This is a genomic window from Geodermatophilus arenarius (assembly GCF_042654585.1).
Classification (GTDB): domain Bacteria; phylum Actinomycetota; class Actinomycetes; order Mycobacteriales; family Geodermatophilaceae; genus Geodermatophilus; species Geodermatophilus arenarius.
Map to the genome: position 1 here is coordinate 145133 of NZ_JBHSGR010000005.1, position 25240 is coordinate 170372.

The following is a 25240-nucleotide window of genomic DNA, read 5'->3' on the forward strand; positions in this document are numbered from 1 at the left end:
TCACCTCCCCGAGATCCCGGACAGCAGCCAGCGGCCGTCCTCGCGCACGAGCTCCACCTGGATGCGGTAGCGCAGCACCTGGGCCTGCGGGCTGGCGGTGCTCTGCTGCGTCGACCGGATGACCAGCAGCACGGTGCCGGAGTCCTCGTCGGCGCTGACCACGCCCGCGCCGACGACCTCGGTCTGCACGACCGCCTGGGCGTCGACCAGCTCCTGCCGGCGGTCCTGCAGCTGGGCCAGGGACTCGTCGCGCAGGTCGCCGGTGGCGACGCGGCGTACCTGCTCGATGTCGTCGTCGATGGTGACCGCGTCGAAGGAGGTCAGGTCGACGATCCCCGAGCGGGCCGCCTGCAGCACCTGCACGTAGCTGTCGGTGCGCACCGGTGACTCGTCCTCGCGGGTCAGCCACAGCCACCCGGCCGCGGCGAGCAGCAGCACGAGCAGCGCCGCGAGCACGGGCACCAGCGGGACCGACAGCCGGCGGCGGGCGCGCGGCGCGTCGTCGGCGGCGGAGGAGTCGGCGGAGGGGTCGGCGGGGACCTCGTCGGGGGTCGTCGCGGTGTCCTGCCCGGCGCGCGTCACCGCGTCCTCCTCTCGTCCCGTGTCGTGTCGAGTGCTCTGGGTGATGAGCATGACGTACTCAGCCCGCCGTCCGTGCGATGGGGAGGGCACCGAGCAGGCCGCCGAGGACGTCGTCGGCCACCGAGGCCACCGGCGCGCCGACACCGGCCCGGCCCTGCGGCCCGGGCGAGCCGACGCCGCCGTCGCGGCCGATGTTCTGCTCGCCGCGGATGTTCGAGCCCGACTCGTCCACGCCGTCGCCCGGGGTCGGGTCCGCGCCGTCCACGACGTCGCAGCCGACGGAGTCGACGTCCAGCCCGGCCACCGACCCCGGGCTGGGCAGCTGCCCGGTGGAGACGTAGCCGCTGGTGCAGGCCCGCGGGTCGTCGCTGTTGAGCACGAGGCCGAAGTGCGCGCGCATCGTGCCGCCGTCGTCGCGGACGACGCTGAACCCGCCGCTGACCGCGTCGGGGTAGGTGACGAGCATCTGCTCGACGCCGTCGAGGCGCGGGATGGTGACGCCGTTGAGGACGTCGAGGTGGCGCACCAGGGAGCCGAGGCCGGGCCCCGCGTCGTCCACCAGGTCCTGCAGCGCCGCCCCGGCGTCGGGCGCGTTGACGACCAGGCCGCGCAGGTCGGGGTCGATCTCCACCAGCGTGTCGCTGACCGCGCGCAGGTCGGCGGCCCACTGCTCGATCGCCGAGCGGCTCTCGGCCTGGGTCTGCAGCACGGTCCGCCCGTCGGTGATCAGCCGCAGCGTCTGCGGCAGCGACTCCTCGGCGCGGGCCAGCAGCAGGTCGCCGTTGTCGATGAGCCGGGTCAGGTCGTCGCCGGCGCCGGCGAAAGCGCGGCCGAGCTCGTCGACGACGACGCGCAGGTCCTCCGGGTCGATCGAGGTGACCAGCTGGTCGACGTGGAGCAGCAGCTGCTCGACCGGGATCGGGATGGCCGTGCGCGACTGCGGGATGACCGCGCCGTCGGCCAGGTACGGCCCGTCGGCGGTGGCCGGGCGCAGGTCGACGTACTGCTCGCCGACGGCGCTGCGGGTGGCCACGACGGCGTCGGTGTCGGCCGGGATGGGGTCGGCGTCGGGGTCGATGGTCAGCGTGACCCGGACGCCGTCGTCGGTGAGCTGCATGTCGCTGACCCGGCCCACGGCGACGCCCCGGTGGGTGACCTCGGCGTTGACGAAGATGCCACCGGAGTCGGCGAAGTCGGCGTCGACGTCGTAGCCGCTGCCGAGCAGCACCCGGTCGAGGCCGACGTAGGTGAAGCCGACGTAGGAGATGCCCAGCAGCGCGACCGCGGTGAACGCGAGCAGCTGCAGCCTGACCTTGCGGGTGATCACGGCGTGCCTCCCGTCGGGATGCCGGGCAGCCCGGGCAGGCCGGCCGGCGCGCCGCCGGTGCCGCCGCCGAGGACGGTGCCGGCCAGCCCGCCCAGCCCCGGCGCGAGCGACTGCGCCGGCGACGACGAGCCGGTGCCGGCGCCTCCGGAGTCGGCCGGCGGGGTGCCGGCGCTGCCGCAGGTGTCGCCGGCCAGGTCCTGCGGGTCGAGGGTCTCCAGGCCGCCGGTGACCGGGTCGACGACGTAGCGGCACAGCAGCTCGCGCAGGTCGAGGTCCAGGTTGGCCGTCATGTTGGTGAACAGGCCGTAGCCGCCGGTCCGCGCGTCGGGCCGGTACTGCAGCGCCGACAGCGAGCTGGCCGGGAACGGGTAGGTGAGCAGCAGGTCCAGCGACTCGGCGAGGTCGGGCCCCGCGGCGGCCAGCTGGGTGAGGATCGGCTGCAGCAGCTGCAGGTCGGCCACGGTGTCCGCGCCGGCCTGCTGGATGACCCGGGTACCGACGTCGCCGAGGCGGGACAGGCTGTCGAGCATCGAGACGAGCAGGTCGCGCTGCTCGGTGACGACGTCGAGTCCCGGCCCGATGGTGTCCAGCGCCGTCTCGATGGTCCCGGTGCGGGCGGCGAGGGACTCGGCCAGCGCGTCCACGCTGTCCAGCGCCCGGCCGATCTTGTCGCGCTGCTGGTCGAGGCCGGCGATGAACGTGTCGAGCTGGGTGAGGGTGGCGCGGACGGCGTCCTCGCGGCCCTCGAGGGCGTCACCCAGCTCCCGGCTGATCGTCTGCAGCTGGGCCAGCCCCCCGCCGTTGAGCACCAGCGACAGCGCGCCGAGGAGCTCCTCGACCTCGACGTTGCGGTTGGTGCGGTCCAGGCCGATGAGCGCGCCGTCGGTGAGCTCGCCGGTGGGCGTCTCGGTGCCCGGGGCGGCCAGCTCCACGTACTTCTCCCCCAGCAGCGAGGACTGCTGGATCATCGCGACCGCGTTGGCCGGCAGGTCGACGTCGCCGTTGATCTCGACGGTGACCAGGGCGGTCCAGTCCTCCCCCAGCGAGACGTCCTGCACCCGGCCGACCGGGACGTCGGCGACGCGGACACCGGCCTGCGGGACGAGGTCCAGGACGTCGAGGAACTGGATCTGCACCGTGTACGGGTCGTCGCCGACGTCCGCGCCGCCGGGGAGGTCGAGGGAGTAGGCGCCGCGGAAGCCGCAGCCGGACAGCAGCAGCACCCCGGCACCCAGCGCGACCGCCCGCCGGCCCAGCGCGCTCACCGCTGCGCCCCCGGCACCGGCGGCAGGCCGACCAGCGGGGTGCCGCCGGCCCGCGGGGTGGTGCCGCGGCCGAACAGGGTGCCGAGCAGCTCCTGCAGGTCGGGCACGCCGTCGCCGTTGAGGTCGTCGAGCTGCCCGTCGTTGCCGGGGTCGCCCGAGAGCAGCCGCAGGCAGACCTGCTCGGTCGGCGGCAGCTGCAGGAACGCGGTCAGGTCGGTGGGGTCCACGCCCGCGATCCGCAGCCGGCCGGCCTGGGCCAGCAGCTGGCAGACCACGACCTCCGGGTTGGCCGAGCCCAGCGAGTTGTCGCGGGTGTCGAGCGTGCCGTAGTCGGGGTTGTAGGCGTGCGCGACGTTGCCCAGCGCGGCGGGGGCGACGTCGAGCACCTCGGCCAGCGCCTGCCGCTGCTGGACCAGGGTGAGGGTGACGTCGGCCAGCCGGTCGACGTTCGTCGTCAGCAGCGCGGTGTTGGTCTGCACGAACGTGGCGATCTCCCCCAGCGCCTGCGACAGCAGCTGCACCGCGGCGGCGAGGTCCTCCCGCTCGCCCTCGAGCTGGGCGGCGACCGCGGCCATGTTGTCGTTGAACTGGCCGACCTGGGTGTCGATCGTGGCCAGCGCCGAGGTGAACGCCTGCAGGTCCTCCACCGACCCGAACAGGTCGTCGCGGTTCTCCGCCAGGGTCTGCACCGCGGTCGAGAACCCGGTCAGCGTCCGGTTGAGCGCGTCGCCGTTGCCCTCGAGGTTGTCCGCGCCGGTGGCCAGCAGGTCCTGCAGCGCGCCGTCGGCGTTGGCGCCGGTCGGGCCGAGGGCGGCCGAGAGCTCGTCGAGGGCGCCGTACACCGCGTCCAGCTCGACCGGCGTGGCCGTGCGCGACAGGTCCAGCTCGGCGCCGTCCTCCAGCGTCGGGCCGCCGTCGTAGACCGGGGAGAACTGCACGTACCGGTCGCTGACCAGTGACGGCGCGAGGACGACCGCGTCGGCGTCGGCCGGGATGTCGTACTCGTCGTCGACGAGCATGTCGACGCGCACCCGGTCGCCCATCGGGACGACGTCGGTGATCTCGCCGACGTCGATGCCGAGGACCCGCACGTCGCCGCCCGGGTACACGCCCACGGCCTGGCCGAAGTACGCGGTGACCCGGATCTGGCCGGCCGGTCGCAGGACGGTCCAGCCGACCGCGCCGACCAGCACGAGCGCGGCGACCAGGGCGACACCGCGCTGCAGGGACCCGGTCACCGGCCCTCCTCGCAGGAGACGAGACCCCCGGGCACCTGGCCGGCGCCCCCGCAGAGCACCGACCCGACGGCGCCGGGCAGCAGGTTCTCCACGAAGCTGTCGAACCAGCGGCCGTTGCCCAGGGTGTTGGTGAAGACCCGGACGAAGGGCGCCAGGTCGGCGACGGTCTGCCCGAGGGCCTGGCGGTTGCGCGACAGGATGTCGGTGACGGCCGACAGCTGCTGCAGCGCCGGGGTGAGGGCCTCGCGGTTGTCCGCGACCAGCCCGGTCAGCTGCTGGGCCAGCGTCTGGGTGTTGGTGAGGATCGAGTCGATGAGCGCCCGGCGCTCCTGCACCTCGGTGAGCAGGGTGTTGGAGTCCAGGACGAGCTGGGTGAACTCGCCGTTGCGGTCGGCCAGGACCTGGGTCACGTCCCGGGTGGCCGACAGCAGCTCGCGCAGCTGGGCGTCCCGCGAGGCGATGGTGTCCGAGAGCCGGGCCAGCCCGTCCAGGGAGGTGCGGACCTCGTCGGGGGTGTCGGCGAAGGTCTCCGACAGCACCTCGAAGGAGCTCGCCAGCTGGGCGGTGTCGATGTCGTCGACGGTGGTGGACAGGTCCGCGAAGGCCTCGACGACGTCGTAGGGCGAGGCGGTGCGCTGCAGCGGGATGCGCTGCTCGGGGTCCAGCGGCGTCGCGCCGCGCGGGACCAGCGCCAGGTACTTCGCGCCGAGCACCGTCTCGATCTTGATGGCCGCCTCGGACCGGTCGCCGACGAACGCGTCGCGGACGCGGAACTCGACGGTGACCGCGCCGTCCTCCAGCGCCAGGCTCTCGACCTGGCCGACCTTGACGCCGGCGACGCGCACCGGGTCGTCGGGCCGGAGGCCCGCGGCCTCGGAGAACTGGGCGCGGTAGACGGTGCCCCCGCCGATGAGCGGCAGCGACCGGGCGTTGAAGGCGAGCAGCACCAGCAGCGCGATCAGCGAGAGGCTGACCGCCCCGATGACGACCGGGTTGCGGTCGCGGAACGGCTTGGCCGGACGGCGGGCCATCAGCACCCCCTCGCGCCGGAGGACAGCCCGCCCGCGGGGATGGTGCTCGGCTCGCTCGCGCCGGGCAGGGTGACCGTGCCGGACGCCCCGCACAGGTAGAAGTTGAACCAGCTGCCGTTGACGGCGGTCCGCGTGATCAGGTCGATCTTGGTCGGTGCGAGCTGCAGGAAGTCCTCCAGGACGTCGCCGGTGTCGGCGAGGTTGCCGGCCAGGTCGCCGAGGCCCTCGACGTCCGCCGCCAGCGGCGCCCGGGCGTCCTCGAGCAGCCCGGCGGTGCTCACCGCGAGGCCGTCGATGGTCTGCAGCGAGTCGAAGATCGCGTCGCGGTCCTCGCTCAGCCCGGAGACGAACTGCTGCAGCGAGACGACCAGCGACGACAGCTGCTCGTCCCGGGCGGCGACCGTGCCCATCACCGAGGTGAGGTTGTCGATGACGCTGCCGATGACGGCGTCCTTGTCCGCGAGCGACGAGGTGAGCGAGCCGACGTGGCCGAGCAGGCTCTCCACCGTGCCGCCCTCGCCCTGGAACACCTGGACGATCTCGAAGGACAGCCGGTTGACGTCCTGCGGCGACAGGGCCTGGAACAGCGGCTGGAACCCGCCGAACAGCGTGGTGAGGTCCAGCGCCGGCTCCGTCTGGGCCAGCGGGATGGTGTCGCCCTCCTCGAGGGTGCGCCCGGCCGCCCCCTCTCCCTCGGTCAGCGCGACGTACCGCTGGCCGACGAGGTTGCGGTAGCGGATGGTCGCCAGCACCGAGGTGGGCAGCGGGACGTCGGAGTCGACCGCGACGGTCACCTCGGCCACCGGCCGGTCGGTCTGCTCGGACAGGCCGATGGCGGTCACCTGGCCCACCCGGACGCCGGCGATGCGCACCTCGTCGCCCTCCACCAGGCCGGCGACGTCGGTGAACTGCGCCCGGTACTCCAGCGGCTCGCCGTGGCCGGCGTTGGTGATGGTGCTGACCAGGACGTAGCTGGCGAGCACGGTCACCAGGGCGAACACGGCCAGCTTGGTCAGCGGCGCGGCGAGGCCCCTCATCGCAGCGCCACCTGGGTCCCCCGCAGCAGCGGCGCCATCGTCGAGGCGGCCAGGTCGGAGACCTCGCCGGGCTCCACGCCGGTCTGGTAGCCGAGGATGCTGCGCACGAAGTCCAGCTCCGCCGTCGACCCGGCCAGCCGGCCCGGCACCGAGTTCCCGAAGGCGGACAGGTCGGTGGTCACGTTGCCGTCGGGCTCCCCGGCGCCGGCGGGGACGTCCTCGGGTCCCCGGCCGCCCAGGCAGTTCGGGTTGCCGCTGTACGGGTTGTCCACCGAGTCGACGCCGTCCACCGGCGGCACCGGGCAGTAGTACTCGCCCCGGTCGGCGGCCGCGATGATCGCGTCGATGTCGTCCAGGCCCTGGCAGTCGGGGCCCGACCGGTCGAGGTACGCCGGCTGGTCGCCGGGCTGGTAGGGGTTGCGCGGCGGCAGCGTCACGGTGATGTCCAGGTTCAGCGCGGGGTCGCCGTCGCCGCCGAAGGCCTCGGTGATCATCGGCTTGAACCGGGCCAGGCCGTCGAGCAGGCACGGGTACTCCGGTGAGTACTCGGCGAACAGCCCGAGCACCGGCCGCGAGGTGGCGGCCAGCGAGATCAGGCTCTGCTCGTTGGTCTCCAGGAAGCCGGCCGCGGTCGCCGACGAGGCGCCGACAACGGTGAACGTGCGCCGCAGCTGCTCGGACTGGTCGACCAGCGTCTGCGAGGTCACCGCCAGGTCGTCGAGCACGGCCAGCAGGTCGTCGGCGGCCGAGTCGTAGGTGTCGGCGACGTCGGCCAGCCCGCTGATGTCGGCCTGCAGCTCGGGCAGCACGGTGTTGAGCTCGCCGACGTAGCGGCCGATCGAGGCGAGGTTCTCCCCCAGCCGGTAACCGCGCCCGCGCAGCGCCGAGGCGACGGCGCCGAGCGTGGAGCTGAGGTCCTGCGGCTGCACCGCCCGCAGCAGCGGCAGCAGGTCGTCGATGACCCGCTGCAGCTCGACGGCGTTCTCGGTGCGGTCCTGGCCGATCTCGTCGCCGTCGGCCAGCCGCTCCCCCGAGGGCCGCTCGGGCACCACGAGGGACACGTAGCGCTCGCCGAACAGCGTCTTGGGCAGCAGCCGGGCGGTGACGTCGGCGGGGATGCGGTCCAGGTGCTCGGGCCGGATGGCCAGCTCGATCGTCGCGCCCCCGGCGGAGGCCTCGACGGAGCGCACCTCGCCGACGATCACCCCGCGCACCTTGACGTCGGAGGCCTCCTGCAGCTGGTTGCCCACGGTGTCGGCGTGCAGCACCACGCGGGCGGTGTCGGTGAAGGCCTTGGTGTAGAGCGCCACGGTCAGCGCGAGCAGCACCACCAGGACGACGAGGAACGCCACGCCCTGCAGCCGACGGCGCACCACCGCGCCCCTGCCCCCGCTCATCTCCCGCTCACCCCGCGATCCGGACGGTCGTCGTCGAACCCCAGATGGCCAGCGACAGGAACAGGTCGATGACCATGACCGCCACGATCGAGAAGCGCACCGCCCGGCCCACGGCGAGGCCGACGCCGGCCGGGCCGCCGCCGGCCCGGTAGCCGTAGTAGCAGTGGCTCAGGATGATCACGACGGCGAAGACGAGCACCTTGGCGAACGACCACAGCACGTCCTGCGGCGGCAGGAAGAGGTTGAAGTAGTGGTCGTAGGTGCCGGCCGACTGCCCGTACGCCTCGGTGGTGATGGTCCGGGTGGCGAAGTAGCTGCTCAGCAGGCCGATGACGTAGAGCGGGACGACCGCGACGAACCCGGCGACGATGCGGGTGGTCACCAGGAACGGCAGCGAGGGGACGCCCATGACCTCGAGGGCGTCGATCTCCTCGTTGATCCGCATGGCGCCGATCTGGGCGGTGAAGCCGCAGCCGACGGTGGCCGACAGCGCCAGGCCGGCAACCAGCGGGGCGATCTCCCGGGTGTTGAAGTACGCCGAGAGGAAGCCGGTGAACGCCGAGGTGCCGAGCTGGTCGAGGGCGGCGTAGCCCTGCAGGCCGACCTCGGTGCCGGTGAAGAAGGACAGGAACGCGATGACGCCGACGGTGCCGCCGACGACCGCCAGCGCGCCGGTGCCGAAGGTGACCTCGGCCAGCAGCCGGAACGTCTCGCGCTTGTAGCGGCGCAGCGTGCGCGGCGTCCAGCCCAGGGCGCGGCCGTAGAAGGACAGCTGGTCGCCGAGGTCCTCGAGGGTGTCCATCGGTCGGCCGTAGACGCGGCGGACCAGCCGGCGCACGCCGACGCGGACCCGGTCGACCGGGGAGAGCAGCGCCACCGGGTCACTGCCCCTTCGGCGGGACGAGCTGGAAGTAGATCGCCGTCATCACGAAGTTCACCGCGAACAGCAGCAGGAAGGTGATGACCACCGACTGGTTCACCGCGTCGCCGACCCCCTTGGGCCCGCCGCCGGCGCGCAGGCCCTTGTAGGAGGCGACGATCCCGGCGATCAGCCCGAACACGAGGGCCTTGATCTCGCCGGACCAGAAGTCCTCGACCTGCGCGAGCGCGCCGAAGGACGCCAGGTAGGCGCCCGGCGTGCCGCCCTGCAGGACGACGTTGAAGAAGTAGCCGCCCGCCACGCCGACGACGCTGACCAGGCCGTTGAGCAGGGTGGCGACGAGCATCGCGGCCAGCACCCGGGGGACGACGAGGCGCTGGATCGGGTTGATCCCGAGCACCTCCATGGCGTCGATCTCGTCGCGGATCTTGCGGGCGCCGAGGTCGGCGCAGATGGCCGAGCCGCCGGCGCCGGCGATGAGCAGCGCGGTGACGATCGGGCTGGCCTCGCGCAGCACGGCCAGCACCGACGCCGAACCGGTGAAGGACTGGGCGCCGAGCTGACGGGTCAGGGAGCCCAGCTGCAGGGCGATGACCGCGCCGAAGGGGATCGCGACCAGCGCCGTCGGCAGGATGGTCACGCTGGCGACGAACCAGGTCTGCTGGACGAACTCGCGCAGCTGGAAGGGCCGCCTGGGCAGCGCCCGGAAGGTGTCGAGCGCGAAGGCGAACAGCGTGCCGCTGGCGCGCAGCGGCCGGGCCGGGGAGAGCTTCCCGTCGAGCAGGCCCGGCGCCTCCGGCTTCCCGGTGGCCGTCACCGGCCGCTCCGCGGACCGGGCAGGGAGCCACCGGCCGCCGTCGCGCCGACCGCCTGCGTGGTGTCCCGGTGCCGGCCGGCGGCGTCCGTCGTCGGCGCGAACACGCCGGCGTCGACCTGGGCGAGCAGGTCCTCGGGCAGGGAGTCGCGGATCGCCGTGGCGGTGGCCGGGTCGAACTCGTGCAGCATGCGGGCCACGCGCTCCTGCCGGCGGCGCTGGGCGCGCCGCTCGGGCAGGCCCGGGGACGGGTCGAGCTGCGGCGGGACGGCGTCGCCGCCGACGGCGCCCTTGGGCCCGACGCCGTTGTGCCGGTCGCCGCCGCGGGCCTGCAGGGCGGCCATCTCGGCCTCGACCTGCGCGACGTCCTTCTCCTCGCTCATGCCGATCGGGCCCTCGCGGCGGCCGTTGAGGAACTGCTGGACGACCGGCTCCTGCGAGGTGAGCAGTTGCTCGCGCGGGCCGAACATGGCCAGGTGCTTGCGGTAGAGCAGGCCGAGGTTGTCGGGCACGGTGCGGGCGGTGCCGATGTCGTGCGTGACGATGAGGAAGGTGGCGTCGATCTGCGCGTTGAGGTCGACGATCAGCTGGTTGAGGTAGGCGACGCGGACCGGGTCCAGGCCGGAGTCCGGCTCGTCGAACAGGATGATCTCGGGGTCGAGCACCAGCGCGCGGGCGAGGCCGGCGCGCTTGCGCATGCCGCCGGAGATCTCGCCGGGCAGCTTCCCCTCGGCGCCCTGCAGGCCGACCATGTCCATCTTCTCGAGGACGATGCGGCGGACCTCGGACTCGCTCTTCCTCGTGTGCTCGCGCAGCGGGAAGGCGATGTTGTCGAAGAGGTTCATGGAGCCGAACAGCGCGCCGTCCTGGAACAGGACACCGAACAGCTTGCGGACCTCGTAGAGCCGCGCCTCGCCGCACCGGACGATGTCGGTGTCGGTGATGACGATCGAGCCGCGCTCGGGCTTGAGCAGCCCCACCAGCGACTTGAGGAAGACCGACTTGCCGGTGCCCGAGGGGCCCAGCAGCACGGAGATCTCCCCGGGCGGCAGCGTGAGGGTGACGTCGCTCCAGATGTTCTGGCTGCCGAAGGACTTGGTCAGCCCCTCGACCTGGACCGCGACGCCCACCGTCGACCTCCCTCGCCCTGATCCGGGGTCCGCGCGGCGGGGCCCCGGGACCGCGTCCCGGCGCGGGTCCCCGTGCGCCGGGACACCGCTCCTCGTACTCACGGGTAACGAGGACCGGAGGGGGAGGTTACGTGCGTCACTCGTCCGACGTGACACGGCTCGCTGTTACGCCACCCCACCGAGGGGGGCGGACGCGACAGGGGCCGCCCTCCCGGAGGAGAGCGGCCCCTGTGGCGTGCTGGGTGGTGCTGGTCCCCGGCTCAGGCCGGGGACGGCGTCACTTGACGGTGACGGTGGCGCCGGCGCCCTCGAGGGCGGCCTTGGCCTTCTCGGCGGCGTCCTTGGCGACCTTCTCCAGGACCGGCTTCGGCGCGCCGTCGACCAGGTCCTTGGCCTCCTTGAGGCCGAGCGAGGTCAGGCCGCGCACCTCCTTGATGACCTGGATCTTCTTGTCACCGGCGGCCTCGAGGATGACGTCGAACTCGTCCTGCTCCTCGGCGGCGGGGGCACCGCCGTCACCGGCACCACCGGCGGCCGGGGCGGCCGCGACGGCGACAGGGGCAGCCGCGGTGACCTCGAAGGTCTCCTCGAACTGCTTCACGAAGTCGGACAGCTCGAGCAGCGTCATCTCCTTGAACGCGTCGAGCAGCTCCTGGCTGGACAGCTTGGCCATGATCTCTCCTAGGGGGTCAGTCGGTGCTGGCCGCGGTGTCCGCGGCGTCAGCGGAGTCGGTGGTGGTGTCGGCAGCAGCGGTGTCGGCGGCGGGAGCGGCGGAGCCCTCGGTGGACTCCTTCTTCTCCTGCAGCGCCGCGGCCAGGCGGGCGACCTGCGACAGCGGGGCCTGGAACAGGCCGGCGGCCTTGGTCAGGTTGCCCTTCATCGCGCCGGCCAGCTTGGCCAGCAGCACCTCGCGCGGCTCGACGTCGGCGAGGGCGGTGACCTCGGCGGGGCTGACGGTGCGGCCCTCGACGACGCCGCCCTTGACGACGAGCAGCGGGTTGGCGCGCGCGAAGTCGCGGATGGCCTTGGCGGCCTCGACGACGTCGCCCTCGATGAACGCGATCGCGGTCGGGCCGTTGAGCAGCGGAGCCAGGTCGGTGTGGCCGACCGAGTCCGCCGCCCGCTTCGTCAGGGTGTTCTTGACGACGGCGTAGCTGCTGCCCGCACCGAGGGAACGCCGCAGCTGGGTCAGCTGCGACACGGTCAGCCCGCGGTACTCGGTGAGCACGGCCGCGCTGGACTTCTGGAACCGCTCGGTGATCTCGTCGATCACCGCGGCCTTCGCCTGCGTGGGCATGGGCCTCCTCTCGTCGGACGGGTGACCACCCGTGCGCCGCACGGCAGCGGACGATCGGGGCCCGGAGACGAGGAACGCCCCGGCGCAGGGCGCACGGGGCGAATGACGCGGGCACGGGGCGCCGCGGCGATCGAACCGTCCTCCTGCGCGGGCCGCCCGGGGATCCGGGACCTTCGATCGCACGCGGACGTGCGACGACCAGCGGTCGTGGGGGGAACGCCGCCCAGCGTACACGGTGCCGCGCGGACGCCGCTGTCGCCGTCCTCACCCGCGGGCGGGCCCGGACGCGCCAGGGCCCCGCAGCGCGCGTGCGCTGCGGGGCCCCGTGGTGACGTACTGGAACGGCCTCGTCCCGGGGCCCGCCCTGAGCTCGCGAAGGGTGGGGAGGACGAGGTCCTTCGTCAGGCGGTGGGCTCGTCCACCGTCAGGTTGCGGGTGCGGTTCGGGTCGACCGGGATGCCCGGGCCCATCGTGGTGGAGATGGTGACCTTCTTCAGGTACCGGCCCTTGGCCGCGGCCGGCTTGGCGCGCAGCACCTCGTCGAGGGCGGCGGCGTAGTTCTCGACGAGCTTGGTCTCGTCGAAGGAGGTCTTGCCGATCACCAGGTGCAGGTTGGCCTGCTTGTCGACGCGGAAGTTGATCTTCCCGCCCTTGATGTCCGCGACGGCCTTGGTGACGTCGGGGGTCACGGTGCCGGTCTTGGGGTTCGGCATCAGGCCGCGGGGGCCGAGGATGCGGGCGATCCGGCCGACCTTGGCCATCTGGTCGGGCGTGGCGATCGCGGCGTCGAAGTCCAGGAAGCCCTCCTGGATGCGCGCGATCAGGTCGTCCGAGCCGACGACGTCGGCGCCGGCGGCCTCGGCCTCGGCGGCCTTGTCACCGGTCGCGAAGACGATGACGCGGGCGGTCTTGCCGGTGCCGTGGGGCAGGTTGACCGTGCCGCGGACCATCTGGTCGGCCTTGCGCGGGTCGACGCCCAGCCGCATGGCCACCTCGACGGTGGCGTCGTAGGTGGTCGGCGAGGTCTCCTTCGCCAGCCCCGCCGCCTGCAGCGGGCTGTACAGGCTCTGGCGGTCGACCTTGGAGGCCGCCTCGAGGTACTTCTTGCCGTGCTTCGCCATGGTGGTTCCTCTCCCCCGCCGCGGGTGCGGGGATCGCGTGGTGTGCGGGCCTGGCGCAGGCCCTCCCACAGGTGCGCGGGGCTCGGGCGAGCCCCGGGTGGTGCGACGCCGCCGGTTCCCGGCGGCTTCCGTCAGCCGGTGACGGTGATGCCCATCGACCGGGCGGTGCCGGCGATGATCCGCTCGGCCTCGTCCAGCGAGTTGGCGTTGAGGTCGGGCATCTTCGTCTGCGCGATCTCGCGGACCTGGTCGCGGGTGACCGTGGCGACCTTGGTCTTGTGCGGCTCGCCCGAGCCCTTCTCGACACCCGCGGCCTTGAGCAGCATGCGGGCGGCCGGCGGGGTCTTGGTGACGAAGGTGAACGAGCGGTCCTCGTACACCGAGATCTCGACCGGGACCACGTTGCCGCGCTGCGACTCCGTGGCGGCGTTGTACGCCTTGCAGAACTCCATGATGTTGACGCCGTGCTGGCCGAGCGCCGGACCCACGGGCGGCGCGGGGGTGGCCGCACCGGCGTTGATCTGGAGCTTGATGACCGCGGTCAACCGCTTCCTGGGGGGCATGACTTCCTTCTCGTGTGACTCAGGCTCGAACGGCCGGGGTGGTGCTCGGGCGCACTCAGATCTTGGCGACCTGGGTGAACGACAGCTCGACCGGCGTCTCCCGGCCGAAGATGGAGACCAGCACCTGCAGCTTCTGCTGCTCGGCGTTGATCTCGTTGATGGTCGCCGGGAGGGTGGCGAACGGGCCGTCCATGACGGTCACCGACTCGCCGATCTCGAAGTCGACGACGGCGGTCGGCGCGGACGCCGCCGCGGGCGAGGTCGCCTCGGTCGCCTTGGCCGCCTGCGGCGGGGCGTCGGGCACCAGCAGGTTGACGACCTCGTCGATCGACAGCGGCGAGGGCCGCGAGGTGGCACCGACGAAGCCGGTGACGCCGGGGGTGTTGCGGACCGCGCCCCAGGACTCGTCGTTGAGGTCCATCCGGACGAGCAGGTAGCCGGGCAGCTTCTTCCGGTTGACCTGGGTGCGCTTGCCGTTCTTGATCTCGGTGACCTCCTCGGTGGGCACCTCGATCTGGAAGATGTAGTCCTCCATGTCCAGCGACTGGATGCGGGACTCGAGGTTGGTCTTCACCTTGTTCTCGTAGCCCGCGTAGGAGTGGATGACGTACCAGTCGCCGAACTGCGTGCGCAGGGTCCGCTTGAGCGTCTCGCGCGGGTCCTCGTCCGCGGCCTCCGCCTCGGCCAGGGCCTCGGTCACGACCGGGTCGTGGTCGGGGGCCGGCGCGGCCAGCGGGTCGCCGACCAGGCTGTCGCGGCCGCCGCCCTCGACCGCGGGGGTCACGTCGGCGACACCGGTGGCGGTGTCCTGGTCGGCCGTGTCGGCCGACCCCTCGGCGGAGCCGGCCTGGTCCGCGCCGGTCTCGAGGTCGACGCTGCCGCGGACGTCCATCCGCTCGTCGTCGAGGTCGATGGCCTCGACGTCGCTGTCGGTGTCGAAGGGCTCGCGGGGGTCGGTCACGGGGTCTCTTCCTTGTCGGGTGCGGTCAGGCGCAGGGGGCGGTCAGCCGAAGACGGCGAGCACGCCCTGCGCGAAGAGGACGTCGAGGCCCGCGACGAGCGCCACCATGAACGCCACGAAGAGGATGACGACGGTCGTGTAGGTGATCAGCTCCCGGCGGCCGGGCCAGATGACCTTGCGGAGCTCGGCGACGACCTCGCGCAGGAACCGGCGCAGGTTGCGCCTCTGCCGGACCTCCTCGGCCCGCGCCCGCTGCGCGGCGGCCCGGGACCGGGTGCCCGAGCCCTCGGTGGCGCGGCCGGCGGGACGGCTGCCGGCGGTCCCCTCGCGGGCGGGGCGACGGGTGCGCGGGGCGGCGGGCTCGTCGTCCTCGTCGTCGCCGGCGGTGATCCGGCCGCCGCGGCGGCGGGCCGGCGTGCTGACGACCTTGTCCTCCTCGGACTCCGCCTCGGCGGCGACCTCGTCCTCGGCGGCCTCCAGCTCGGCGGCGTCCTCGACGCCCGGGGCCTCGCGGTCGAGCTGCTCGTCGGTCAGCTCGGCGTCCGAGGCGGTGCGGGGGTCCTCCCCGCGGCCCGGCTTCTCGCTCACTGCGCCTCGCTCGCGTCGTGGTTGGTGGCCGCTGCTGTCGGGCCGTCTGGTGTGGTGCTCGCCGGCCGGCGGCCGCGTCCGGGGAGCCGGTGCGCGGTCGTGCCGGGTCGTGCTGCCCGCCGGGACGGGCCGGCGGCACGGGCAGGGGTGACAGGACTTGAACCTGCAGCCTGCGGTTTTGGAGACCGCTGCTCTGCCAATTGAGCTACACCCCTAGTGCCCGGGGCCGGTGACCCCGGGCTGCCCCGGGACGGTCGGGCCTCGCCGTCGGCGCGCCGGTCCCGGGAGGATCCGGGGCACGCCGGTGGCGGGGTCGAACGCCCCAGGGTTGCCAGTGTACGGGACCGCGGGACCGGTCCGTGACCGCGCTCCGGAGGACCCCCCGCGCAGGGGTCACCGGGGTGGTGCCGTCCGCGGCGGTCCCGCACGTCGCGCTGCGGAGGACCGGGAACTGACGGGCCCCCGCGGCGTGGCGCCTGACACGATGGACCCATGACCGCCGTCTCCCCGTCGGAGTCCGCCCTCTCCCCCGCCGAGCGCCGCGTCTCCCGGCGCATCGGGTCCATCGCCGAGTCCGCCACGCTCGCGGTGGACGCGAAGGCCAAGGCGCTCAAGGCGGCGGGCAAGCCGGTCATCGGCTTCGGCGCCGGTGAGCCGGACTTCCCGACGCCGGACTACGTCGTCGAGGCGGCGATCGCCGCGGCCCGCCAGCCGGCGATGCACCGCTACACCCCGGCCGGCGGCCTGCCCGCGCTCAAGGAGGCGATCGTCGCCAAGACGGCGCGCGACTCGGGCCTGACCGTCACGCCGGCGCAGGTGCTGGTGACCAACGGCGGCAAGCAGGCCGTGTACGAGGCGTTCGCCACGATGCTCGACCCCGGCGACGAGGTCCTCGTGCCCGCGCCGTACTGGACCACCTACCCGGAGGCGATCCGGCTGGCCGGCGGCGTGCCGGTGCCCGTGGTCGCCGACGAGGACAGCGGCTACCTCGTCTCCGTCGAGCAGCTCGAGGCCGCGCGCACCGAGCGCACCAAGGTGCTGCTGTTCGTCTCGCCGTCCAACCCGACCGGCGCGGTCTACCCGCCCGACCAGGTCGAGGCCATCGGCCGCTGGGCCCTGGAGGCCGGGCTGTGGGTGCTCACCGACGAGATCTACGAGCACCTCACCTACGGCGGGGTCACCGCCCCGTCGATGCCGGTCGTGGTCCCCGGGCTCGCCGACCGCTGCGTCGTCGTCAACGGGGTGGCCAAGACCTACGCGATGACCGGCTGGCGGGTCGGCTGGATCGTCGGCCCCGCCGACGTCGTCAAGGCCGCGACCAACCTGCAGTCGCACGCCACCTCGAACGTCGCCAACGTGTCCCAGGCGGCGGCGGTGGCCGCGCTGACCGGTGACCTGTCGGCGGTGGACGCGATGCGGACGGCGTTCGACCGGCGCCGGAAGACCATCGTGTCGATGCTGCGGGAGATCCCCGGTATCACCTGCCCGGAGCCGCAGGGCGCCTTCTACGTGTACCCGTCGGTGAAGGGCCTGCTCGGCCGGCCGATCAACGGGCGCACCGCGTCGAGCAGCGCGGAGTTCGCCGAGATCGTGCTGGAGGAGGCCGAGGTCGCCGTCGTCCCCGGGGAGGCCTTCGGCACGCCGGGCTACGTGCGGATGTCCTACGCGCTCGGCGACGACGACCTGGCCGAGGGCGTCGGCCGGCTGCAGCGCCTGCTCGGCTGACTCAGTCCGGCAGGTCGTCCTCGTCGAGGGCACCGGCCGCCACCAGCACCTCGGTGGCGGCCGGGAGGTCGGCCAGCGCCTGCGCCAGGTCGGCGGGCGTGGCGATCGTCCACGCGTTGAGCTGGACGTAGCAGCGCAGCGCCGCGTCGAACTCCGCGGCGCCGGCGGCCTCGCGGGCGGCCAGCAGCGCGGCGCCGCCCTTGGCGTAGACGACGTCGAAGTAGCTGCCGCTGTCGGAGAACTCGTCCATCGCCGCGCCCACGTCGCCCGGGGCGGCCAGGGTCGCGTCGAGCCGCTCCCGGGACACGTCGCCGTCGCTCTCGGCGTAGGTGGCGAAGGCCTCGTCGAGCCACGGGTCGCGGAACTGCGAGTCGCCGACCATCCCGTAGAACCACATGTGCGCGACCTCGTGCTCGAGCACGACCCGGCTGGCGCCGGCGAGCAGGATCGAGCTCGGGTACTCGATGCCGCCGCCCTGGTCCGGCAGCAGCGGCACCGTGAGGGTGTCGTACGGGAAGGGGCCGAACCGGTCGGCGAGGGCGGTCACGTCCTCGCTGGCCCAGTCGGCGAGCTCGCCCGGGCCGGTCCGCGAGTCCGGCAGCACCCCGGTGGTGATCTCGACGCCGCCCGGCGAGGTGAGGGTGGCGGTCCGGAACTCCCCGGCGGCGACGCTGACGTCGCGGGCGACCGGCTCGTGCGAGGTCCAGGTGCGCCGGCCGTCCTCGGGCGCGGAGGGCTCGTCCTGGTCGCCGGTCATCAGGACGACGAGGTCCTCGGGCGCCGAGACGCTGATCGTGGTGTCGGCGACCGGGCTGGTGGCGGTCTCGCCGATGATGCCGACGAACGGGTCGCGCGCCCAGCCCACGCCGGGCTCCCAGGCCAGCAGCGGGAACCCGCTGGCCCACCAGGACACGTCCTCGGCCGTGCCGAGCCGCTCGAAGCCGCTGCCGCCGAGGGAGACGGTGAAGTCCAGCTCCACCTCGGTGGACTCGCCGGCCGGGAGCTCGCCGTCGAGCTGGAGCACGTAGAGCCCGCCCGGCCCCTCGGCGCCGGCGTCCTCGTACCCGGCCTGGTCGACGTCGTCGCCGCGGACGTCGTCGACGGTGATCCTGTTGCCGAGCTCGGCCGCACCGGGGCTGTTGGGCACCAGCCGGAACACCATCTCGTCGGTGGCGCGGTCCGGGGTGAAGACGACGTTCTCGGTGCCGGTGACGGTGCGCCCGTCGTCGGAGAGCCGGAACTCCAGGTCGACGACGGGGCGGTCGGGGTCGGGCTCGGCGCGCTCGGCCGGGCAGCTCGGGGCGTCGTCGCCACCGGTGTCCCCCTGCTGGCCCGGGGACGACGGCGCCGCCGACGGGGTGTCGTCCGCGGCGAGCGTCTCGGTGAAGGAGGTGCCGCAGCCGGCCAGCAGGAGCAGGGCCGCGGCCGCGGCCGGCACTGCCCGCCGGGGGGTCATGCCAGTGCGACGGTGGCGCGGGCGAGGGACAGCACCTTCTCGCCGCCGCTGGTGACCGTGAGGTCCACGCGCACCCGGCCGCCGTCGAGGACGGCGCCCACCTTCCCGCGGACGGTGACCTCGGCGCCGGTGTCGTCGTCGGGCACGACCACCGGGCGGCCGAAGCGGACCTGGTACTCGACGACGGCGCCGGGGTCGCCGGCCCAGTCGGTCACAGCGCGGGCGGCCAGGCCCATCGTGAGCATCCCGTGGGCGATGACGCCGGGCAGGCCGACGCCGGTGGCGACCCGGTCGCTCCAGTGGATCGGGTTGAGGTCACCGGAGGCGCCGGCGTAGCGGACGAGGTCCGCGCGGGTGACCCGGTGCGTCTGCTCGGGCAGTTCGGTGCCGACGGCGACGTCGGCGGCCCGCAGCCGGGCGCTCACGCCGTCCCCCGCGCCACGAGCATCGAGGTGGCGGTGCAGACGGCCTCGCCGTCCTCGGTGACGACGTCGACGCGGGTGGTGAGCAGGTCGTTGCCGGCCACGCTGCGCACGGCCTCGATGGTCGTGGTGCTCACCAGCCGGTCCCCGGCGCGGATCGGCCGGTGGTGGGTGAAGCGCTGCTCGCCGTGCACCACCCGGCTGTAGTCGAGGGCCACGTCGGGGTCGGCGAGCACGACGTCGGCGGCGCCCAGGGTGACCACGATGGCGAAGGTGGGCGGCGCGACGACGTCGGGGTGCCCGAGCGCGCGGGCGGCGTCGGGGTCGGTGTGCACCGGGTCGGCCGCGCCGACGGCGGCGGCGAACTCGGCGATCTTGGCGCGACCGACCTCGTAGACGGCGGAGGGCGGGTAGCCGCGCCCGACCAGTCCTGCGTCCAGCGCCACTCCCGCCCTCCCTCGCTCCTCGCGGACCGGCGTCAGCGGGTCTCGCGGTGGACCGTGTGCTTCTTGTCCCGCGGGCAGTACTTCTTCAGCTCGAGCCGGTCGGGGTCGTTCCGCCGGTTCTTGCGGGTGATGTAGTTGCGGCTCTTGCACTCCTGGCAGGCCAGGGTGATCTTCGGACGGACGTCGGTGGCTGCCACGGGGCACTCCTCGCCTTGTGCGGACCGGCCCGGAGGCCGGGGACCGTGGCGGCGGGTGCCGACACGGCGACGGACCCCGGGGTACGGGGTCCGTCTGGGGTAGCGGTGACCGGATTTGAACCGGTGACACAGCGATTATGAGCCGCTTGCTCTGCCAGGCTGAGCTACACCGCCGGGAAGACCGCGCGGCCCGGTCTCGCGACAGGACCGGTGGGTCGGAGCCCCTTTACGGAATCGAACCGTAGACCTTCTCCTTACCATGGAGACGCTCTGCCGACTGAGCTAAAGGGGCGTGCTCACTGAGCCGGAGGGAACTCTACCCCACCGTCTCCGGCGGTCTCGCACCCCCTCCGGGGTGTGCCAGACGACTGTAACAGTCAGGCGCGGACGAACAGCCGGCGGTGCTGGGCGCCGGGCGCGGCGGACCGGACACCGGTGCGCGCGAGCAGCCACTTCTCCAGCATCTCGTCGGCCAGCGGCCGGCTGACCAGGAAGCCCTGGAGCTTGTCGCAGCCCATCTCGGTGAGCAGCTTGCGGGTCAGCTCGTCCTCGACGCCCTCGGCCACCACGCGCAGGCCGAGGTTGTGCGCGAGCTCGATGATCGAGCGGGCGATGAACGACTCGCCCTGGCTGGTGGACATCCCCAGCACGAAGGACTTGTCGATCTTCACCTCGTCGATCGGGAGCTGCCGCAGCTGCGACAGGGACGAGTAGCCGGTCCCGAAGTCGTCCATCGACAGCCGCAGGCCCAGGGCGTGCAGGTCGGTGAGGACGGTGCCCGAGCGGACCGAGTCGTCGACGACGCTGCCCTCGGTCAGCTCGAGGATGAGCAGCTCCCCCGGGACGCCGTGGCGGCGCAGCGCGCGCTGCACCCGCTCGACCAGGTCCGGCTCGGCCAGGCAGCGCGCGGAGAGGTTCACCGCGACCGACAGCGCGATGTCCTGGTTCAGCCACCGCCGGCAGCGGGCCAGCGCGAGGTCCAGCACGTGGTCGGTGAGCGGGCCGATGCGGCCGATCTGCTCGGCGAGGTGGATGAAGTCGTCCGGCGGGATCGCGCCGAACCGCGGGTGCGCCCAGCGCACGAGGGTCTCCACCGAGACGATGTCGGAGGTCCGGGCGTCGATGATCGGCTGGAAGACGACGCTGATCTGCCCGTCGGCCATGGCCTGCTCGAGCTCGGTGCCCAGCTGCAGGCGGCGCAGGCTCTGCTGGTCCAGCACCTGGTGGTAGCTGGCGACGCCGCCGCTCTCGGAGGCGGCCGCCAGCAGCGCGACGTCGGCCCGCTGCATGAGCGTGCCGGAGTCCGTGCCGTGGACCGGCGCGGCCGCCACGCCGATGGTCAGCGTGACCTCCAGGTCCAGGCCGGCGACCCGCGCCCGGGTGGAGGTGGCCTCGCGCAGCCGCCGGGCGGCCCGCTCGGTCGCCGGCAGGGACAGCCCCGGCAGGAGGACGGCGAACTGCTCGCCCTCCATCCGCGCGACGAGCGCGGCCGGCGGGGCGTGCTCGCGCAGCAGGCCGGCGGTGACCAGCAGCAGCTCGTCGGCCGCGGCGTGGCCGAGGGTGTCGACGATCTCGGTGTGGTTGTCCAGCGCGGCGAGCACCAGCCCGGCCCGCGCACCGACCGGGTCGGCGCCGAGCATCTGGTCGATCTCGGCGGCCAGCCGCTGCCGGTTGGGCAGCCCGGTCAGCCGGTCGTGGTCGGCGTCGTAGCGGATCTGGGTGAGCAGCTGCTGCTGGCGGATCGCCGCGTTGACGTGGGTCAGCATCGAGTCCAGCGCGGAGCGGTCGCTGCCGGAGAAGGAGACGACGTCGCTGCGCCGGTCGCACACCTCGAGGTAGCCGGGCTCGCCGGCCGCGGTCGCCACGGGGGCGCCGAGGACCTCCTGGGCGCCGCGGCGGGTCAGGGCGGCGGACTCGGCCGGCGTCGCGCGGCCGGCGGTCACCAGGACCGGCTCGGTGGACCCGGGCGTCAGCACCCGCTGGCGCAGGACGTCCTCGGGGTCGGCCGGCCCGTCGTACCAGGTGACGCCGCCGTCGCCGGCCACGACCAGCCGCGGCGGCTCGTCGAGGTAGGGCGGCAGCCACAGCGCGACCTTGTCCGCGTTGAGCAGCTCCTTGACCGCGACCGCGATCTCGAGCGGCCCGTCCTCGTCGGGCGACACGGACTCGATCCGCCGGGCGAAGTCGTAGATCTGCTCCAGCCCCTGCCCCGCCCGGGAGACCTGGGCGAACCGCCGGAACAGCAGGATGACGGCCACCGCCGCGGGGGCGATGAGGAAGGCCGCCCAGCCGGTCCGGGCGTTGAGGAGGGCGGCCACCAGCCCGACGGAGACGGCGAAGGGAGCGACGACCCCGATCGGGAGCAACAGCTCCTTCCACAGCCGCCACGTGGGGTTGCCACCGCTGAGTCGGATGGCCGCCACGACGAGGGGAGCGCCCACGAGGTCGGCGACCAGGACGGCGACCAGGAGGCTCACCCAGCTGAGCGGGTCCTCCAGCGCCCCGAACGGCAGCACCTGCAGCACGGTGACGGCCGCAGCCACCTCGATGACGGCGACCGCGAGGTTGTAGACCATCTTCGCCCAGGCGTAGCGCTGGTAGGCCATGCTCGCGCCGAGCCCGACCACCCGGGCCACCGCTGCCCAGACGCCGCCGAACTCGACGAGCGCGATCGTCAGGGCGAGCTCGCTCACCGACCACGCCACCGTCTGGCGCCGGAACTCCACGTGCAGGGAGACCATGTCGGTGGCGAAGAAGGCCGCCACGACGACGAGGAAGGGCGCCAGCCGGAACTCGGCCGGCGCGGCGGGGAAGACCAGCAGGCCGGCGACCGTCGCGAGGACGACGCCGGCGGCGGCGATCACGCCCAGGGGCAGCAGCGCGCCGACACGACGGGGCGTGACACGCGCGCGACTCGCCAAGGTCATCCGGATCTGTGAGGAGGGAAGAGGCGGCGCCGAGGCTAACAGCGCAGGCCGCCCCCCAGAACCGATCCGACCCCAAGGAGGGAGGGCGGACGCCCCACCCGTGACCCCGTCCCGATCGGGACGGGGTCAGCCGCGGATCAGGCCCACTTGGCTCCGCGAGCCCACTTCGCACCCCGGGCCCACTTGGCGCCCCGCGCCCACTTGGCCCCGCGAGCCCACTTCGCACCACGCTCGTTCATGACGCCTCCTCAGGCATGGAAAAGACAGCTGGCAGCTGCGGCTGTCACCCAGGCGCGGGGGCAGAGCGTCGTTCGAGTACGGACCGCGCCCGGAACCATCGTTGCCCTCACTCGGGCGAGGCAAGCACGGAGCATCACGAACGGGTGACGGGCCGTAGTGTCACTACGGACAGTGGTTGTTGATCAGCAACTCGTCACCGGCACGGGTGACAGGTGGTGCCCGTGTGATCGACCGGGTCCGTGGACGGCGGTCCGCCGGAGCCGCGCCGCACCTACGCTGCCGCCGTGCGGGGAGGCGGGAGGCCGGTCGGCGGCGAGGAGGAGCGCGGCTCCGCGATGCCGTGCGTCCTCGTCTGCTGGCTGGTGGCCGCCTTCATGGCGCTGGGTGCGGTCGCCGCGTCCGACGCCTTCCTCGAGCACCAGGACGTGCAGGCGGTGTGCGACGGCGCGGCACTGGCCGCCGCCAACCGGACCGACGAGGGGCGGGTCTACGCCACGGGCGTGGGCACGGCGCTGCCCCTGACCGGCGAGACGGCGCGGGCCGCCGTCGCCGACCACCTGGCCGACGGCGGGACCGCCCTGGACGCCTGGTCGGCGGAGACCGACGGCACCGAGGTCACGGTCCGCTGCACGCGGTCGGTGCAGATCGCCTTCGGCTGGCTGTTCCTGGGCGGACGGCCGCTGGAGGTCACCGCGGTGGCCGGCGCGCAGGCGCCGACGCTGCCCTGAGCCGGGGACGCGGGCCCGGAACGCGGGAGCGGCCCCCGACCTGCCGGTCGGGGGCCGCTCTGCGAGGGGTGGCGGGTGAAGGATTCGAACCTTCGTAGGCTAAGCCGACGGATTTACAGTCCGCTCCCATTGGCCACTCGGGCAACCCGCCGTGGACCCACGGGGAGAGCGTACAAGACGGGCCGGCGACGGCCCGACGAGGTCCCGTCGCGGGTCCTCCGCGCGGGGTGAGGAGCAGACATGGCCGACTCGTCCTTCGACGTCGTGAGCAAGGTCGACCACCAGGAGATCGACAACGCCATCAACCAGGCGGGCAAGGAGCTCGCCCAGCGCTTCGACTTCCGCGGGACCAACGCGAGCATCGCCTGGGCCGGGGAGAACGGCGTCCTCCTCCAGGCCGACACCGAGGAGCGGGTCAACGCCGCCCTCGACGTGTTCAAGGACAAGCTCGTCAAGCGCGGCATCTCGCTCAAGGCCCTCGACGCCGACGAGCCGCAGTCCTCGGGCAAGGCCTACAAGCTGTCGGCGCGGATCAAGCAGGGCATCGAGTCCGACGTCGCGAAGAAGATCGCGAAGATCATCCGCGACGAGGGCCCCAAGGGCGTCCAGGCCCAGATCCAGGGCGACCAGCTCCGCGTCAGCGGCAAGAAGCGGGACGACCTGCAGGAGGTGCAGCGCCTGCTGCGCGCGCAGGACCTCGACGTCGCCCTCCAGTTCGACAACTACCGCTGACCGGCCGACCCGCGGACCGCGACCGCCCCGATCGGGCGGTCGCGGTCCGCGGGCGCACGAACACCCGGGAGGGGCCGGTTACCGTGGACGCGATGGTCCTCCACGGGAGCCGGCGGACCGGTGGGGAGCCCGGGGACGGTGCAGTGCGCCGCGACGGCTCCGCCGCCGCCGGCCACGACGCACACGACGCGGGCTCCCTGCCGCCCGCGGGCTCACGGCACGACGCGCTCGTCTACGACACGGCCGACGACGTCGCCGCCGCGGCCGCGCCGTGGCTGCTCGAGGGCCTGGAGGCCGGGGACGCGGCCGTGATCGCGACCGGGCCGGGGACCGCCGGTCCGCTGTGGGAGGCCGTCGGCCGGGACCCGCGGGTGGTCGTCGTCGAGCGGCACCGCCTCTACCGGTCCCGCACCCCCACGGCGATCACGGCCTTCCGCCGGTTCGCCGAGCAGCACGCCGCGTCCGGCCGGCTGGTCCGGTGCGTGGGCGAGGTCGACTTCGGCGCCACCCCTGCCGACTGGCGGGAGTGGCAGGCCTACGAGTCGGTCATCAACGACGCGTTCGCCCCGCTCCCGCTGTGGGGGCTGTGCGTGTTCAGCTCCGCCCTCCCCGACCCGCTGCTGACCTCCGCGCTGCACACCCACCCGGGGGTCGTCACCCCCGACGGCCGGGCGGCCAACCCCGACTACGTCGACCCGGCCGCCTACCTGCGGGCCCTGCCGGTGCCCGACGAGCCGCTGGAGGCCACGGCCCCGGCGCTGGCCGACGACGACATCACCGACTACGCCGGGCTGCGGCACGCCGTCCGCGCCCACCTGGACTCCGTCGACGGGCCGGCCGACGTGCTCGAGGACTTCCTCATGGCGGTCGACGAGATGACCTCCAACGCGGTCCGGCACGGCTCCCCGCCCGCCGGGCTGCGGCTGTGGACGGCGCCCGGGCGGCTGGTGGCCACGGTCCGCGACTCCGGCCGCGGCCTGGACGACCCGTTCGCCGGCTACGGGCCCGCGCACGGGGAGGACCTGTCCCACGGCGGGATGGGCCTGTGGCTGGCCCGCCAGCTGTGCGACCACGTGGCGATCCGCCGCGACGACGCCGGCACCAGCGTCCGCCTGTCGACGTCCTGGACCTGACG

At 73.6% G+C, this 25240-nt stretch carries 25 protein-coding genes and 4 tRNA genes; 4 read left to right on the forward strand and 25 right to left on the reverse strand.

The features are described 5' to 3' along the window. From ACFO3M_RS06710 to ACFO3M_RS06790, 17 genes are all read right to left on the reverse strand, one after another. Positions 1 to 582 (reverse strand): hypothetical protein, encoded by a 582-nt coding sequence (locus ACFO3M_RS06710; protein ID WP_387987770.1) that lies wholly within the window; start codon positions 580 to 582, stop codon positions 1 to 3. A gap of 58 nt (positions 583 to 640) precedes the next feature. Then, positions 641 to 1909: an MCE family protein gene (locus tag ACFO3M_RS06715; protein WP_387987772.1), complete on the reverse strand. Its 1269-nt coding sequence runs from the start codon at positions 1907 to 1909 to the stop codon at positions 641 to 643. Further along, on the reverse strand, positions 1906 to 3174 hold the full coding sequence (locus tag ACFO3M_RS06720) for an MCE family protein (protein ID WP_387987774.1): 1269 nt from the start codon (positions 3172 to 3174) through the stop codon (positions 1906 to 1908). The genes ACFO3M_RS06715 and ACFO3M_RS06720 overlap by 4 nt, the downstream gene beginning before the upstream one ends. Next, on the reverse strand, positions 3171 to 4412 hold the full coding sequence (locus tag ACFO3M_RS06725; RefSeq protein WP_387987776.1) for an MCE family protein: 1242 nt from the start codon (positions 4410 to 4412) through the stop codon (positions 3171 to 3173). The genes ACFO3M_RS06720 and ACFO3M_RS06725 overlap by 4 nt, the downstream gene beginning before the upstream one ends. After that, the gene (locus ACFO3M_RS06730) at positions 4409 to 5443 is read right to left on the reverse strand and encodes an MCE family protein (RefSeq protein WP_387987779.1); all 1035 of its coding nucleotides are present in this window, start codon (positions 5441 to 5443) and stop codon (positions 4409 to 4411) included. The genes ACFO3M_RS06725 and ACFO3M_RS06730 overlap by 4 nt, the downstream gene beginning before the upstream one ends. Further along, complete coding sequence (locus tag ACFO3M_RS06735; protein WP_387987781.1) at positions 5443 to 6480, reverse strand: MCE family protein; 1038 nt, start codon at positions 6478 to 6480, stop codon at positions 5443 to 5445. The genes ACFO3M_RS06730 and ACFO3M_RS06735 overlap by 1 nt, the downstream gene beginning before the upstream one ends. Then, on the reverse strand, positions 6477 to 7877 hold the full coding sequence (locus tag ACFO3M_RS06740; protein WP_387987783.1) for an MCE family protein: 1401 nt from the start codon (positions 7875 to 7877) through the stop codon (positions 6477 to 6479). Before ACFO3M_RS06740 ends, ACFO3M_RS06735 begins: the two co-directional genes overlap by 4 nt. 7 nt (positions 7878 to 7884) lie before the next feature. After that, positions 7885 to 8754: an MlaE family ABC transporter permease gene (locus ACFO3M_RS06745; RefSeq protein WP_456949070.1), complete on the reverse strand. Its 870-nt coding sequence runs from the start codon at positions 8752 to 8754 to the stop codon at positions 7885 to 7887. Between the two features lie 4 nt (positions 8755 to 8758). Beyond that, positions 8759 to 9574 (reverse strand): MlaE family ABC transporter permease, encoded by an 816-nt coding sequence (locus tag ACFO3M_RS06750; protein ID WP_456901403.1) that lies wholly within the window; start codon positions 9572 to 9574, stop codon positions 8759 to 8761. Continuing rightward, positions 9571 to 10701: an ABC transporter ATP-binding protein gene (locus tag ACFO3M_RS06755; protein ID WP_387987785.1), complete on the reverse strand. Its 1131-nt coding sequence runs from the start codon at positions 10699 to 10701 to the stop codon at positions 9571 to 9573. The genes ACFO3M_RS06750 and ACFO3M_RS06755 overlap by 4 nt, the downstream gene beginning before the upstream one ends. Positions 10702 to 10978: 277 nt before the next feature. Next, on the reverse strand, positions 10979 to 11374 hold the full coding sequence (rplL, locus tag ACFO3M_RS06760) for a 50S ribosomal protein L7/L12 (protein ID WP_387987787.1): 396 nt from the start codon (positions 11372 to 11374) through the stop codon (positions 10979 to 10981). Positions 11375 to 11390: 16 nt separating this feature from the next. Then, positions 11391 to 11999: a 50S ribosomal protein L10 gene (gene rplJ, locus ACFO3M_RS06765; protein ID WP_387987788.1), complete on the reverse strand. Its 609-nt coding sequence runs from the start codon at positions 11997 to 11999 to the stop codon at positions 11391 to 11393. A gap of 401 nt (positions 12000 to 12400) precedes the next feature. Continuing rightward, positions 12401 to 13120 carry a 50S ribosomal protein L1 gene (gene rplA, locus ACFO3M_RS06770; RefSeq protein ID WP_387987790.1) on the reverse strand — a complete coding sequence of 240 codons (720 nt, stop codon included), beginning with the start codon at positions 13118 to 13120 and terminating at the stop codon, positions 12401 to 12403. A gap of 131 nt (positions 13121 to 13251) precedes the next feature. Further along, positions 13252 to 13683 (reverse strand): 50S ribosomal protein L11, encoded by a 432-nt coding sequence (gene rplK / locus ACFO3M_RS06775; protein ID WP_387987792.1) that lies wholly within the window; start codon positions 13681 to 13683, stop codon positions 13252 to 13254. 55 nt (positions 13684 to 13738) lie between these two features. Next, positions 13739 to 14644, reverse strand: coding sequence for a transcription termination/antitermination protein NusG (nusG, locus tag ACFO3M_RS06780; protein WP_387987794.1), 906 nt, complete (start codon positions 14642 to 14644; stop codon positions 13739 to 13741). 42 nt (positions 14645 to 14686) lie between these two features. After that, complete coding sequence (gene secE, locus ACFO3M_RS06785) at positions 14687 to 15232, reverse strand: preprotein translocase subunit SecE (RefSeq protein WP_387987796.1); 546 nt, start codon at positions 15230 to 15232, stop codon at positions 14687 to 14689. Between the two features lie 142 nt (positions 15233 to 15374). Next, a tRNA-Trp gene (locus tag ACFO3M_RS06790) sits at positions 15375 to 15447 on the reverse strand. A gap of 277 nt (positions 15448 to 15724) precedes the next feature. Between ACFO3M_RS06790 and ACFO3M_RS06795 the strand changes: the two genes are divergently transcribed. After that, the gene (locus tag ACFO3M_RS06795) at positions 15725 to 16957 is read left to right on the forward strand and encodes a pyridoxal phosphate-dependent aminotransferase (RefSeq protein ID WP_387987798.1); all 1233 of its coding nucleotides are present in this window, start codon (positions 15725 to 15727) and stop codon (positions 16955 to 16957) included. Position 16958: 1 nt separating this feature from the next. Here the strand turns inward: ACFO3M_RS06795 and ACFO3M_RS06800 are convergent, their stop codons facing one another. From ACFO3M_RS06800 to ACFO3M_RS06830, 7 genes are all read right to left on the reverse strand, one after another. Next, positions 16959 to 18413 carry a M1 family aminopeptidase gene (locus ACFO3M_RS06800; RefSeq protein ID WP_387987800.1) on the reverse strand — a complete coding sequence of 485 codons (1455 nt, stop codon included), beginning with the start codon at positions 18411 to 18413 and terminating at the stop codon, positions 16959 to 16961. Beyond that, the gene (locus ACFO3M_RS06805; protein ID WP_387987802.1) at positions 18410 to 18838 is read right to left on the reverse strand and encodes a MaoC family dehydratase; all 429 of its coding nucleotides are present in this window, start codon (positions 18836 to 18838) and stop codon (positions 18410 to 18412) included. Before ACFO3M_RS06805 ends, ACFO3M_RS06800 begins: the two co-directional genes overlap by 4 nt. Continuing rightward, positions 18835 to 19281, reverse strand: a complete 447-nt coding sequence (locus ACFO3M_RS06810; protein WP_387987804.1) for an FAS1-like dehydratase domain-containing protein — start codon at positions 19279 to 19281, stop codon at positions 18835 to 18837. Before ACFO3M_RS06810 ends, ACFO3M_RS06805 begins: the two co-directional genes overlap by 4 nt. A 32-nt stretch (positions 19282 to 19313) precedes the next feature. Beyond that, positions 19314 to 19478: a 50S ribosomal protein L33 gene (gene rpmG / locus ACFO3M_RS06815; RefSeq protein ID WP_387987806.1), complete on the reverse strand. Its 165-nt coding sequence runs from the start codon at positions 19476 to 19478 to the stop codon at positions 19314 to 19316. Positions 19479 to 19578: 100 nt separating this feature from the next. Continuing rightward, positions 19579 to 19652, reverse strand: a tRNA-Met gene (locus ACFO3M_RS06820). A gap of 45 nt (positions 19653 to 19697) precedes the next feature. Then, positions 19698 to 19770: transfer RNA gene (locus tag ACFO3M_RS06825), tRNA-Thr, on the reverse strand. A gap of 85 nt (positions 19771 to 19855) precedes the next feature. After that, the gene (locus tag ACFO3M_RS06830) at positions 19856 to 22405 is read right to left on the reverse strand and encodes a putative bifunctional diguanylate cyclase/phosphodiesterase (protein WP_387987808.1); all 2550 of its coding nucleotides are present in this window, start codon (positions 22403 to 22405) and stop codon (positions 19856 to 19858) included. Positions 22406 to 22929: 524 nt separating this feature from the next. Here ACFO3M_RS06830 and ACFO3M_RS06835 point away from each other — a divergent pair. Continuing rightward, positions 22930 to 23373: a pilus assembly protein TadG-related protein gene (locus ACFO3M_RS06835; protein WP_387987810.1), complete on the forward strand. Its 444-nt coding sequence runs from the start codon at positions 22930 to 22932 to the stop codon at positions 23371 to 23373. A 69-nt stretch (positions 23374 to 23442) separates the two neighbouring features. Here ACFO3M_RS06835 and ACFO3M_RS06840 read toward each other — a convergent pair. Beyond that, positions 23443 to 23524, reverse strand: a tRNA-Tyr gene (locus tag ACFO3M_RS06840). 89 nt (positions 23525 to 23613) lie between these two features. Between ACFO3M_RS06840 and ACFO3M_RS06845 the strand changes: the two genes are divergently transcribed. Then, positions 23614 to 24105: a YajQ family cyclic di-GMP-binding protein gene (locus tag ACFO3M_RS06845; RefSeq protein ID WP_387987812.1), complete on the forward strand. Its 492-nt coding sequence runs from the start codon at positions 23614 to 23616 to the stop codon at positions 24103 to 24105. 92 nt (positions 24106 to 24197) lie between these two features. After that, positions 24198 to 25238, forward strand: coding sequence for an anti-sigma factor RsbA family regulatory protein (locus tag ACFO3M_RS06850; RefSeq protein WP_387987814.1), 1041 nt, complete (start codon positions 24198 to 24200; stop codon positions 25236 to 25238). Positions 25239 to 25240 lie beyond the last annotated feature (2 nt).